Below are 12,202 nucleotides of genomic sequence, written 5' to 3'. Positions count from 1 at the left end.
TCTCTCCGGGGGTGCGTCAGTCGGCCCAGGGCAGGGGGGTGGCGTCGGTGCCCCAGTACAGGGACTTCTGCCGCTGGTAGGCGCGGATGAGGTCGCGGCCCTTCTCGGTGCCGAGGCCGCTGTCCTTCATCCCGCCGAACGGGGTGGAGATGGAGAACTGCTTGTAGGTGTTGATCCAGACGGTGCCGGCGTCGATGCGGCGTGCCAGCCGCCAGGCGGCGCGGGCGTCGCGGGTCCAGATGCCGCAGGCCAGCCCGTACACGCTGGCGTTCGCCTGCTCGACGAGGTCGTCCTCGTCGTCGTAGGGCAGGGCGACGAGGACCGGGCCGAAGATCTCCTCCTGGCATACGCGGGCGGAGTTGGGCAGGTGGTCGATGACGGTGGGCAGGTAGTAGGCGCCGTCTTCGTACTCCGGGCCCTGAGGGACCGTGCCGCCGCACAGGACGCGTCCGCCCTCGGCACGGGCCAGGTCCACGTACGCGGCGACCGCGTCGCGGTGGCGGTGGTGGACGAGCGGGGCGACCTGGGTGCCGGGGTCGGTGCCCGGTCCGACCCGCAGTTTGCTCACCCGCTCGACGAGTTCGCCGAGGAAGGAGTCGTACAGCGACCGGTGCACGAAGAGCCGCGAGCCGGCGATGCAGGACTGGCCGCTGGAGGAGAAGATGCCGAACATGACGCCGGCGAGGGCCTGCTCGACGTCGGCGTCCTCGCGGACGATCGTCGGGGACTTGCCGCCGAGTTCCAGGGAGGCCGGGACGAGTTTGCCGGCGGCGGCGTGCGCGATGGACCGGCCGGTGGTGGTGCCGCCCGTGAACCCGATGCGCCGTACGAGCGGATGGGTGACGATGGCGTCCCCGACGACGCTGCCCTTGCCCGGCAGGACGGACAGCAGTGCGGTCGGCAGGCCGGCCTCGGCGAGGGCCTGGTGCACCAGGCGGCCGAAGGCGAGGGAGACCAGTGGCGTCCACTCGGCGGGTTTGAGCAGGACCGCGTTGCCGCCGGCGAGGGCCGGGGCGACCTTCTGCGCGTCGGAGGCGATCGGTGAGTTCCACGGATTGATCGCGCCGACCACGCCGATCGGTTCGTACACGCTCATCGTGATGTAGGGGCCGCGAGAGGGGGTGAGGGAGTCCTCGGCGGTCTCGAGTGCGGCGGCCGTGTAGCGGAAGGTGCCGGCGGCGCTGAGGGCGAGCGCGCGGGTCTCGGTGAGGGTCTTGCCGGTGTCGGCGGTCTGGAGGGCGGACAGCTCGGCGGCGTGCTCCTCGATCAGGTCGCCGATCCGGTGCAGGAGGCGGGCGCGCCGGTGGGGCAGCAGGTCGCGCCAGGCGGGCGCGGCGGCGGCGTCGGCGGCGGCGCGGGCCGCCTCGTCGACGTCGGCGGGCGAGGCGGCGTGGACGGTGGTGATCAGGGTGCCGTCGGCCGGGTTCACGGTCCGGATCGGCCCGCCCGCGCCGCGCCTGAACTCGCCCGCGATGAGGATCTCGTCGGCTGGGATGCGCGGCATGGCGAAACCTCCGGACATGGGGTGGCACGGGGAAACCTCCGCAGGCGGCCGGCGCACGGGCCGGGAGCCGCATTGGCGAAGTGCTGGAAATCTAAGGGCTTAAATATCTCCGCCGCAAGGGGGCAGGCTGGACAACTTTTTGCTCCCGGCCGACGACGAACCCTTGACGACCCCCGACAGGCAGACGGTAGAACCTAAGCACTAAGAGATTCAGCCCTTATCCAAACGGGCGATGTCCATCGGGCCGGCGGCGAGATCCGCCGGCGCGCCCCGGGCACCCGAACCGACCCGCCGTCCCCCTCCCGTCCCGCACTGCCAAGCGTGCGCAGGGCCGCCCGGCCCCGCCCGCACGGCCCGAACCCTCCCGCGTGCGCCCTGGCTCGTCCCCCGACGCGCCGCGCGGGAGCCGGAGGACCCCTCCATGACGATCGACGCCCCTCATACAGCAGCGGGCCGCCACCCGGACACCGCGGCGCTCGCCGCCGCCATCGGCGCCCGCTTCGAACGCCTGCCCCTGTGCCGCTGGCACGTCACCGTCCGCCTGGTCATCGGCGCGGTGACCTTCTTCGAGGCCTTCGACCAGCTGCTCATCGCCTACGCCCTGCCCCAGCTGCGCGCGGCGTGGCACCTCGGCACCGGCCAGACCACCGCCCTGATGACCGTCGGCTCCGTGGGCATGCTCGCCGGCGCGCTGCTGTCCGGCCGCCTCGCCGACCGCGTCGGCCGGGTGAAGGTCATCGCGGTCTGCATCGCCGTGTCCAGCGTGTGCAACCTCGCGCTCACCCTGTGCACCTCACCGGCGCCGTTCATGGCCGCCCGGTTCGTCCAGGGGCTGGCCATCGGCGGCGAGGTGCCGGTCGCGGCCACCTTCATCGCCGAGATCACCCGCACCCACCAGCGGGGCCGCTTCGTCCTGCTGTACGAGCTGGTGTTCCCGGCCGGTCTGACGGCGTGCGCGCTGCTCGCCTCGTGGCTGGTGCCGCTGCTCGGCTGGCGCTGGATGTTCGGGCTCGCCGCGATCCCCGGCGTGCTGTGCCTCGTCGTCGCCCGGTACGTGCCGGAGTCGCCCCGCTGGCTCGCCGACCACGGACGCCACGAACAGGCGCTCGACACCATGGCCGCGATCGAGAAGAAGGTGGAGAGGATCACCGGCGGGCCCCTCCCCGAACCCGCGCCGTCGGCCCCTGTCGCACGCCGGACCGCGGGCAGGGGCGGCCTGCGCGAGCTCCTCTCCGGCCGCTACCGCAGGCGCACCCTGGTCGTCGGCGCCCTGTGGTTCGCCGGCTACTTCGTCAACTACGGCATCACGTCCTGGCTGCCCACGATCTACCGCACCCACTTCGGCCTGGACCTGTCCACCGCGCTCGGCTACTCCACCGTGACATCGTGCGCGGGCCTGGTCGGCTGCCTCGTCGTGGCCCTGACCGTCGACCGCGCCGGCCGCCGCCGCACGCTCATGTGGTGCCTCGGCGGCTCCGCCGTCGCCCTGCTGCTCCTCGGCCTCCTCTCCGGCGGCTCCGCGACGGGTGTACTCGTCTGGACCTCGCTGGGCAGCGTCTTCCTCTTCGGCGCGAACATCTGCCTGTATTTGTACACCCCCGAGCTGTTCCCCACCCGTATGCGGGCCCTGGGTTCGAGCGTCGGCGGCGCCCTGAACCGCGTCGGCGTCATCCTCGGCCCGATCGTGGTCGGCGCGGTCTACGAGGACGGCGCGCTCGGCACCGTCTTCGTGACCCTGGCGGTGGTGGCCCTCGCGGGATCGGTCACGGCGGCGGCGGGCGCGGAGGAGACGAGCGGACAGCGGCTGGAGGACGTGGCGCCGTAGGCGAGCCGTGGGGAGACCGCCCGTCCGCAGCGCATGACGACGGCCCACACAGCAGGCGGGAGAACAAGGGCAGGGACGCGGGTCACCCGCTCCCTGCCCTCCCCGTGTCCCGCCGGCCGTGAAAAGCGTGGCCCCTGACACTCCTCCCCGGCGATCAGTTCTCCTCCCGCACGCCCCAAGGAGAGCCGTACGCGGTGAGGAGATCCAGGAAGGGGCGTGGGGGCAGAGCCTCCGGACCGAGGACACCCTTGCCGGACCAGTCGCCCGTGGAGAGCAGTTCCAGGGCGACGACCGGGTTGACGGCCGTCTGCCAGACAACGGCCTGCGAGCCGTACTCGCGCATCGACCACTGGTTGTCGACCACGTGGTACAGGTACACCTCACGCGGCGCCCCGTCCTTGGTGCCCTTGACCCATGTGCCGGCACAGGTCTTGCCCGTCATCCGCTCCCCCAGTCCGGCCGGGTCGGGCAGGCAGGCGGCGACGACGTCGCGCGGGGAGACCCGCACGGGCCCGTCCTCCCCGGGCACCGTCACACTGGCCGTCGCGTCCAGTCCCAACTCGTGGAGCGTCTTCAGCTTGGCGATGAAGTCGTCGCCGAGGCCGTACTTGAACGTGACACGGCGCGCGTCCACCCAGCGGGGGATCAGCAGAACCTCTTCGTGCTCGACGTTGACGCACTCCACCGGACCGATGCCCTCGGGGAAGTCGAAGACCTCGGGCTCGCTGAACGGGGCGGTGGTGAACCAGCCGCGGTCCCTTTCGTAGACCACCGGAGGGTTGAGGCACTCCTCGATGGTCGTCCAGATGCTGAAGGACGGCGCGAAGCCGTAGCCCTCGACCGTCAGGTTCGCGCCGTCGCGGACACCGATCTCCTCGATGTCGTCGAAGAGTTCGTCGGCCGCGTACCGGGCGAAGACGTCGGACAGTCCGGGCTCGACACCCATGCCGACCAGCGCCAGCCGTCCCGCCTCCTCCCAGCGCCGGGCCAGGGCGAACTGTTCGTCGCCGAGCTTGACACCGCACTCCTCGTACGGCCGCGAGACGTTCGGGGCGGACAGCGACATCGCCATGTCCAGGTAGTGCGCCCCGGCCTCCAGTGCCGCGGTGAAGAGCGGCATCACGTACCGGGGGTCGGTGGCGTTGAGGAGTACGTCGCACCGTTCCTCGAGGAGGATCCGGCGGACCGCGTCGCGGTCCGAGGCGTCCACCCGCCGTGCGCCGAACCGGGCACCGCGCTCCCCCAGCGCCGCGACCGCCGCTTCGGCGCGGGAGAGGTCGTAGTCGGCGACGATCATGTGGGTGAGGAACTCGCGGCGAGCCGCGATCCGGGTGACGGCCGTCCCCACGCCACCCGCGCCCACGAGAAGTACGCGCATGTCACACACCTTTCGGTTCCGGGAGGCGAGCGCCTCCGGACGGGGTCGATGCAACGGGACGCGGGACTGTAAGGTCAACCGCGTTGGCATAAGGACCGGGAGGCGGGCCGGTGTGCGGGCGGCGTGCGGGCCGCCGGAGGAGGATGCGGCGGAGATGGCCAAGCAAGTCGTGCCGGAGGCCGCGCGTCAGCGGCGCCGGCGTACGCGCGGCGGCACCGTGCTGTCCGAGGAGATCATCGTGCGCACCGCCCTGCGCGTGCTGCGCGAGCACGGCAGCACCGGACTCACGGCACGCCGTCTGGGGGCGGCACTCGGCGCCGATCCGAGCACCCTGTACCGCTACTTCGCCGGTATGGACGACCTGGCCCGGGCCATCGGGGACGAGCTGATGGGACGAGCCCTGGACAGCTGGACGTCCACCGGTGACTGGCGCGCGGACCTGCGTGCTCTGGGCCGGGCCATCCACGCCTCCTACCTGGCCCACCCACAGGCCGCCGTCCTCACCGCCAGCCGGGTCACCGGCAGACCGCGCGAGATCGCGGTGGACGAGACGATCCTCGGCATCCTGCGCGGCGCCGGACTGCCCGACCCGGTGGCGGTCGGCGTGTACCACGTGTTCATCGACCAGAGTCTCGCCTTCGCCGCGCTCGACGCCGGCTCCCTCGCCCTGGCGGACGAGGTTCGGACCAGGGACGAGGAGATGTGGCGGTCCACGTATGCGCGCCTGCCCGCCGAGTCTCATCCCAACATCGCCGCCACCGCCCATCTCCTCGCCCGGCGCATGCCGCACAGCGCCTTCCCGGCCGCCCTGGAGATGCTGCTGGAGCACATAGACGTCCAGCTGTCCCGCGTCGGGGCGTGACGCCGGCGGCTCCGGCCGGCACGACCTGACGCCCGCTCATCGGCTCGCGGCGCGGCGGGGGGTGACGTCCGAGGCGCGCCGCACAGCGGGGGTCGATGTCACCGGTCCGGCGGACCCCGGGGGCTACGCGCGTAAATTCTCGCCGCCGACTCCTTGCCGTCCGCCGCGCGCCCCGGAATACTCTCGTATTGAACTTGTCAGGAGCATGCCTAGCTAGTCGGCCCGGCGAACTCCCGTGCCGTTGTCGTACCTGCTGACCGACCTCCCCACCCCCAGGAGGAACGCGTGCGGATCAGGACGTGCAACACCGCAAGGACCGCCCGGCGCCACCGTCGAGCACGCGAGTAGCCAGACCGTCCGCGGCCCCCTCCAGACCAATGTGCGCGCCGGACCCGGCGATTGAGGCACTGACGCGCAGCTGATCACACCCGGGCTCCACGCACACCCGGACCCCCCGCGGTCCGTCGCGCCCCCAACGCCCCTCAGCACGGCGGCCCTTCACGTTCAACTCACCCGCACCCCAGGCATGGCCAGGACGTGCAAGTCCCGCACGTTCCTGTCATGAGCACGACGTCCCAGTCACCGCTTGCTGCCCCACCCCTGGCAGCCGGCTCTTGCTCCGGGAGGTTTCGTGAGACCCGTCAAATCCCTGACAGCCCTCGCCACACTGTGCTTCGCCGCACTGCTCAGCCTGACCCTGGCCGTTCCCGCACAGGCCGCCGGACCGGTCTACGTCGCGCTGGGGGACTCCTACTCGGCCGGCAACGGCGCCGGGAACTACGACAGTGCCAGCGGTAGCTGCCACCGCAGCTTCAACGCCTACCCCTACCTGTGGAAGAACGCCCACGCCCCCTCGGCGTTCGCCGACACCTCCTGCTCGGGGGCGGTGACCACGGACGTGACCAACTCCCAGCTCGGCCCCCTGAGCTCCGCCACCACCCTGGTCTCCCTCACCATCGGCGGCAACGACGCGGGCTTCTCCGACGTCATGACCACCTGCGTCACCGGTTCCGACACCGACTGCGTCAACCGGGTCAACCAGGCCGAGAACTACGCCAAGACCACGCTTCCCGCCCGCCTCGACGCGACCTACAACGCGATCCGTGCCAAGGCGCCCAACGCCAAGGTGGTCGTTCTGGGGTACCCGCACGTGTACACGCTCGGTGTGTTCTGCGTCGGGCTCAGCGACACGAAGCACCGCAAGATCGACGAGGCCGCGGACGTCCTCGACAACGTCATCTCCGGCCGGGCGGCGGCCCACGGATTCGTCTTCGGTGACGTCCGCTCCACCTTCAACGGCCACGAGCTGTGCTCCGGAGACGACTGGCTGCACTCCCTGGTGATCTCCCCGAGCTGGGAGTCCTACCACCCCACCGCCACCGGCCACTCCTCCGGCTACTACCCGGTCCTCAACGCCAAGAGCTGACCGGTCTCTTGACACACCGGCACCTGGCAGGGCCCCGCCCGCACAAGCACTCGCGGACAGGGGCCCTGCCCCGCTCAGTCGGCCGAGCGGGGTCGCCGCGTCCGCAGCCCGCGTGCGAGCAGGCCGAGCAGTACGGCGTTGCACAGCGCGGACACGGCGACTCCGGCGCAGAAGATCAGCGGGCTCAGCCAGGAGAGCGAGGAGTACTCCACCGGGGTTGCCACCAGCAAGGCGAGGATGCTGAGCGGCGCGGTCGCCAGGAGCGGCCAGATCGCGGCGAACCCCGGGTCCTGCGACCCGTACACGGCGTACAGGAAGGACCCCAGCGACGCCGCGGCCACGGCGAGGTACCCGCGCGCGAGCCAGTTGTCCACCGCGGGCATCAGCAGGGCCCGGACTCCTCGAAGGCGGGCCGGTGCGGAACCCGCCATGCCCCTTGCCGCTGGTTCGGAGGGCTCCGGAACAGGTGGGAGGGACTCACGGGCGCCGGGCGCTTCGGCGGTCGCGGACCTCGCGGCCAGGGAACCGAGCGCGGCGGCGTTCACGAGTGCGCACAACAGGAGCCATGCGACCCAGCAGCCGCCGGCCAGCACCTCGACCACCCCGCCGCCCTCGGTGCCGGGCCCGAAGGGGAGGACCACGCCCACGAGGGAGAGGGGCGCCGTGAGCAGCAGAGGGCTCGCGGCGACGGCGTTCTCCGGGAAAAGGAACATGACCAGAACGGAGACGGCGAGGACAGCCAGATAGATGCGGGCGAGCCAGTTGTCCGTGGCAAGGCCGAGGAGTCGGCGCAGGCGCGGAAGACGGCGTGGGCGAGCGGCAGTCGACATCGGGCGTTCCCTCGGGTCGGTCGGTTCGGTGCTTCCACGGTGGGCCACGGGAAGCGCCCAGGCATGAGTACGCGTACTCATCGGCAGGACTGCGGAACCGGCAAGGTGCTCAGACCCGGTGACCGATGACACCGCGGTGACGCCCGGACATCACCCGCCCGGACATCTCCCGCCGGGCACCGCTCGCCCGGGCTCCGAGTTCCTTCCCCTGCGAGCCGCTCCGAGGCCGGCCGGTGGCGTAACGTTCCGCTCATGACCGTGCTGCGCGGGGCCTCGCTCGTCCTCCGCCCCACCGTCCGTGAGGACGTCCGTGCCTTGGCCGCCATCCGGGCCACACCCGAAGTGCGTGCACGCTGGAGAGGCGGAGACGATCTCGAGGCGGAGATCGCAGCCGATCTGGAGGACTCCGGTACCCGGCACCTGACCATCGACCACCGGCAACGGATCATCGGCATGATCCAGTGGTACGCCGAGGACGAGCCGGACTACCGGCATGCCGGCATCGATCTCTTCCTCGATCCCACGGCGCACGGCCGGGGCCTGGGCACCGAGGCCGTGCGGACTCTGGCCTGCCATCTCATCGATGTCCACGGCTATCACCGCCTGATCATCGACCCGGCAGCCGACAACACCGCGGCGATCCGCTGCTACACCAAGGTCGGCTTCCGGCCGGTCGGCATCATGCGGCAGTACGAGCGCGGCCCGGACGGCACCTGGCACGACGGCCTCCTGATGGACCTCCTGGCCACCGAACTGGTACGTGACGAAGGCCTGCTCAACCCTTCGCAGGGCTGAGCAGGCCTGTGACCGGCCGCGACCGACCGCGACCGGCCGGAATCGTTGTCAGGCGGTCGCCGCCGCGAAGATGTGGATCACGCCGCCGTTCGTCGTGGCGGGCAGCGTCACACTCGCGAGCTGCTTGCCCGCCTCCAGTGCGATGGGCGCGGTGGCGAAGACGTCGGTGGCCACCGGGTCCTTGCCGCCGCCTTGCACGTCACGGTAGGCGGTGGTCACGGCGACCGTGTTGCCGAAGGAGGGCTTCTGCGAACCGCCGCCGAGCGTCCAGTCGCTGAAGCCGATCTGGGCCTGCTGGGTCGTGCCGTCGGTGTACGTGAGCGTCACCGTGCCGCTCGCCGCCCCTTCCGCCGCGCTGCCCAGGAAACTCAGCTTCGTGGCGCCGGCGGCGGCCGGTACGGCGAGCGTCTGACCGCCCCCGACGACCTCGATGTTGTCGGGGTCACCGGCGGCGGCCCCGGGCCAGGTGAAGGTGAAACCGCCGGAGGAGACGGTGCCGCCCGGTCGCACGCCGGCGGCGGCGAGGGCGGTGGCCGAGTAACTCCAGCCCTCGCCGTCGAAGTTGGCCTGCGGGTTGGTGTCGTCGGCCGAGATCCCGTTGCTGTTGACGTTCCACAGCATGCTGTTCCTGGCGGCGACGGTCACCGACGCGGACGTCTTCGGCAGCGCCGTACCCGACGACGACGTGAACGTCACCGGGACGGTGTAGAAGCCCTCCTTGGTCCCGGCAGCGGCCGAGACGGAGACCTTCGCGCCGGCTGAGCCGCCGCCCGGCACCGTGAACTCGCCCTGGGAGGGTGTCACCGTGATGCCCGCCGGGGGTGTGGCGGTCCAGTGGACCTCGGTGTCCTGCTCCTGGAGCGCCTGCACCTTGACCGTCGCGGTGGCGGCGTCACCACCGGGCTCGGCCTTGAGCTTGGAGGGGGCGAGGCCGGTGAAGAACTTCACTCCGCCGCCCGGGAAGGACGGCGGGGCATCGGCCTTGGCGCTGCCCCAGGAGGTGTTGGGCTTGGATCCGAGGGTGTAGTCCAGGGTGCCGCCGTGGGTGACGAACGAGGCGGGGACCCAGGGCTTGTCGGACTTCTTGCCGTTGGTCCTCAGGCTCTGGATGTAGATGTCGTCCGCGGACGCCGCGGGCGCGTTGACCGTGATGGTCCTGTGGTTGCCGGTGTGGATCACGGCGTGCGGGAACAGCGGTGCCGAGAGCACCATGTCGGCACGGCTGGGCACCTGCGGGTACATGCCCAGCGCCGAGAAGACGTACCAGGACGACATCGTCCCGGCGTCGTCGTTGCCGGGGATTCCGCCGGGGGTGTCGTTCCACAGCTGGTCCATCTCCGCGCGGACCGTCTCCTGCGTCTTGTACGGCGTTCCCAGGTAGTCGTACAGATAAGGCGCGTTGATGTCGGGCTCGTTGGTCGGGTCGTAGCGCGTGCCGTCCTTGGCGGAGAAGTCGAAGGCACCGTCCGGGGTGCGGAAGAAGGAGTCGAGGCGGGCGACGGCCGCGTCGTGGCCGCCCATGGCACTGGCGAGTCCCGCCACGTCGGAGTAGACCATCCAGGTGTAGCGGGCGCTGGTTCCCTCGACGAATCCGCTGCCGGTGCCCGGAGTGAACGTCCCCGCCCAGGTGCCGTCGGCCTTGCGGTCACGGATGTAGCCGCCCTGCGGTGTGGCGTTGGGGTCGAAGACGTTGGTCCAGTTGCCGGAGCGGTCGAGGAACTTCTTCTCGGTGGCGTGGTCGCCGATCTGCCGGGCGAGCGAGGAGAGGGCGAAGTCGGCCGCCGCGTCCTCCAGTGTCTCGGCGGCGCCGCCCCAGCAGTGGCAGCCGTCGGACGGTACGTAACCGAGGGTCAGGTACTTGTCGAGCGCGGGGCGTTGCCCCACACACTCCACGTTGCACCCGGCGCTGTCGGAGTCGTTCGCCGTGGGCACGGTCGCGGCGGTCACCAGCGACTTCAGGGCGCCCTTCACGTCGAAGTCATGACCGCCGAAGGCGTAGATGCCGGCGAGCGCCGGGTCGGAGGGGTCGCCGGACATGACGCTGGTCTTGCCGTTCTCCAGCAGCCAGCGGTCCCACTCCCCGCCCCGCTGCTGCGCGTAGTTGAACAGGGACTGCGCGTAGTCGCTGCCGGCCGTCGGGTTCAGCAGGGTCATCAACTGCACCTGGGCACGGTACTGGTCCCAGCCGGAGAAGGTGCCGTACTGCGCCTTCTGCCCCTTGGCCAGCCTGTGCGGCTTGCGGTCGGCGCCCAGGTAGCGGCCGTCGACGTCGCTGGTCAGGGTCGGCTCCAGCATCGAGTGGTAGAGCGCGGTGTAGAAGGTGGTGCGCTGGGCGTCGCTGCCGCCGCTCACCTCGATCTTGCTCAGTTCCTTCTTCCAGGCCGCCTTCGCCTGGGACTCGACGGCGCCGAAGGTCTTGGCCGGCGGGTTCTCCGCGCGGAGGTTGGCCTCCGCGTTCTGCGGGCTGACGTAGGAGACGGCCACCTTCGCCTGGACCTTGGTGGTGCCCGCCGGGAAGGTGACGTACGCCCCTGAGCCCTTGCCGGCCACCGGGTTGCCGGACGAGGTGAAGCCCGTGCCGCCCTTGGCGGAGGTGGAGCCCGGCCGCAGGTCTCCGTCCGTCCAGGTGCCGGTCTTGGCGAACGGGGTGTCGAAGTGCGCGGTGAAGTAGAGCGTGTACAGGTCCTTGCGGTTGTTCGCGCTCTGCGGTCCGCAGAAGTTGCCGGCGCTGACCGAACCGGTCACGGTCCTGTCGGCGGCGTTCACCTGAACGTCGGCGGCCGTGCTGCCGCTCTCGGAGTTCGACGTCCGGAACAGCATGCTGGCGGGCTTGTCCGCGGGGAAGCCGAACCGTCCCGAGCCGGTACGGAGGGTGGCCGTCAACTCGGCCGAGGCGCCGCTGTCCAGGCCCACCTTGTAATAGCCGGCCGAGGCCGTCTCGTTGGCGTGGGAGAAGGTGCTGGCGTACTTGGAGTCGGTGGTGTCGGCCGTGGGCGAGGAGTCGACGTCGCCGACGTACGGCATGATCGGGATGTCGCCGTTGGCGCCGGAGCATCCGACGCCGTTGAGGTGCGTGAGGCTGAAGCCCCGGATCTTCGTCGCGTTGTACTGGTAACCGCCCGGAGCGGGCGTCGAGACCTGGTTGCCGCGGGAGTTCTGCGGACTCCACGCCAGCATGCCGAACGGCCGGACGGCGCCGGGATAGGTGTTGCCCGCGTTGGACGAGCCGATCAGCGGGTCCACGTAGGAGACCGGGTCCTTGACCGCGTCCCGGCCCGCTGCCGCCGAGGCGGGCGTGACGGTCATGGCCGTCGCTGCGGCCACCAGGGCGGCCGTCGCGACGGCGCCGAGAGCTCGCCGTCTCGGACGGCGCGGGTTCCCCACATGAGTCTGACGTATCGATGAGCCTGGCACGGCTCCTGCCCTTTCTGCCTGACGGTGTGTCAAGGCGCGCCGGAGACAGGCGCGTCCGCTTTCCGCCCGGACTGCCGACAACGTTGTCAGTGAATCGGGAGGATGCTCCCTCTGTAGTCGGGTGGTGTCAAGGGTGTCGGTGATCCCAGCGTGGCGGGATGGGGTGTG

General features: G+C 71.0%; 8 protein-coding genes. 4 read left to right on the top strand and 4 right to left on the bottom strand.

All coding sequences use genetic code 11. The features are described 5' to 3' along the window. Window positions 1-16 precede the first annotated feature (16 nt). The gene (locus ABZ484_RS07430; RefSeq protein WP_358864927.1) at window positions 17-1,504 is read right to left on the bottom strand and encodes an aldehyde dehydrogenase family protein; all 1,488 of its coding nucleotides are present in this window, start codon (window positions 1,502-1,504) and stop codon (window positions 17-19) included. Between the two features lie 421 nt (window positions 1,505-1,925). Here ABZ484_RS07430 and ABZ484_RS07425 point away from each other — a divergent pair, with 421 nt between their 5' ends. Then, a complete protein-coding gene (locus ABZ484_RS07425) occupies window positions 1,926-3,329 on the top strand; it encodes an MFS transporter (RefSeq protein WP_358864926.1) in 1,404 nt (467 codons plus the stop codon). A gap of 154 nt (window positions 3,330-3,483) precedes the next feature. On the opposite strand, the gene ABZ484_RS07420 is transcribed toward ABZ484_RS07425, so the two are convergent. Further along, window positions 3,484-4,707 (bottom strand): saccharopine dehydrogenase C-terminal domain-containing protein, encoded by a 1,224-nt coding sequence (locus ABZ484_RS07420; RefSeq protein ID WP_358864925.1) that lies wholly within the window; start codon window positions 4,705-4,707, stop codon window positions 3,484-3,486. Between the two features lie 154 nt (window positions 4,708-4,861). Here ABZ484_RS07420 and ABZ484_RS07415 point away from each other — a divergent pair, with 154 nt between their 5' ends. Beyond that, on the top strand, window positions 4,862-5,569 hold the full coding sequence (locus ABZ484_RS07415) for a TetR/AcrR family transcriptional regulator (RefSeq protein WP_358864924.1): 708 nt from the start codon (window positions 4,862-4,864) through the stop codon (window positions 5,567-5,569). Window positions 5,570-6,200: 631 nt separating this feature from the next. Continuing rightward, window positions 6,201-6,995, top strand: a complete 795-nt coding sequence (locus ABZ484_RS07410; RefSeq protein WP_358864923.1) for an SGNH/GDSL hydrolase family protein — start codon at window positions 6,201-6,203, stop codon at window positions 6,993-6,995. A 74-nt stretch (window positions 6,996-7,069) separates the two neighbouring features. Here ABZ484_RS07410 and ABZ484_RS07405 read toward each other — a convergent pair whose 3' ends face one another. Beyond that, window positions 7,070-7,825 carry a hypothetical protein gene (locus ABZ484_RS07405; RefSeq protein WP_358864922.1) on the bottom strand — a complete coding sequence of 252 codons (756 nt, stop codon included), beginning with the start codon at window positions 7,823-7,825 and terminating at the stop codon, window positions 7,070-7,072. Window positions 7,826-8,077: 252 nt separating this feature from the next. On the opposite strand from ABZ484_RS07405, the gene ABZ484_RS07400 reads away from it, so the two are divergent. Beyond that, window positions 8,078-8,620, top strand: coding sequence for a GNAT family protein (locus ABZ484_RS07400; protein WP_358864921.1), 543 nt, complete (start codon window positions 8,078-8,080; stop codon window positions 8,618-8,620). Between the two features lie 48 nt (window positions 8,621-8,668). On the opposite strand, the gene ABZ484_RS07395 is transcribed toward ABZ484_RS07400, so the two are convergent. Then, a complete protein-coding gene (locus ABZ484_RS07395; RefSeq protein ID WP_358864982.1) occupies window positions 8,669-11,926 on the bottom strand; it encodes a GH92 family glycosyl hydrolase in 3,258 nt (1,085 codons plus the stop codon). Window positions 11,927-12,202: the final 276 nt, after the last annotated feature.

Origin of the sequence: Streptomyces sp. NPDC006393, from assembly GCF_040628575.1 — a bacterium.
In the GTDB taxonomy this organism is placed as follows: domain Bacteria; phylum Actinomycetota; class Actinomycetes; order Streptomycetales; family Streptomycetaceae; genus Streptomyces.
The sequence above is the reverse complement of the archived record's forward strand: the minus strand, read 5'-3'. Positions and strand labels throughout refer to the sequence as shown.

What these genes read in the sequence shown, in the direction of transcription:
- ABZ484_RS07395 (WP_358864982.1), bottom strand. Translation starts at nt 11,926, where the DNA reads ATGACCGTCACGCCCGCCTCGGCGGCAGCGGGCCGGGACGCGGTCAAG.
- ABZ484_RS07430 (WP_358864927.1), bottom strand. Translation starts at nt 1,504, where the DNA reads ATGCCGCGCATCCCAGCCGACGAGATCCTCATCGCGGGCGAGTTCAGG.
- ABZ484_RS07415 (WP_358864924.1), top strand. Translation starts at nt 4,862, where the DNA reads ATGGCCAAGCAAGTCGTGCCGGAGGCCGCGCGTCAGCGGCGCCGGCGT.
- ABZ484_RS07420 (WP_358864925.1), bottom strand. Translation starts at nt 4,707, where the DNA reads ATGCGCGTACTTCTCGTGGGCGCGGGTGGCGTGGGGACGGCCGTCACC.
- ABZ484_RS07405 (WP_358864922.1), bottom strand. Translation starts at nt 7,825, where the DNA reads ATGTCGACTGCCGCTCGCCCACGCCGTCTTCCGCGCCTGCGCCGACTC.
- ABZ484_RS07400 (WP_358864921.1), top strand. Translation starts at nt 8,078, where the DNA reads ATGACCGTGCTGCGCGGGGCCTCGCTCGTCCTCCGCCCCACCGTCCGT.
- ABZ484_RS07425 (WP_358864926.1), top strand. Translation starts at nt 1,926, where the DNA reads ATGACGATCGACGCCCCTCATACAGCAGCGGGCCGCCACCCGGACACC.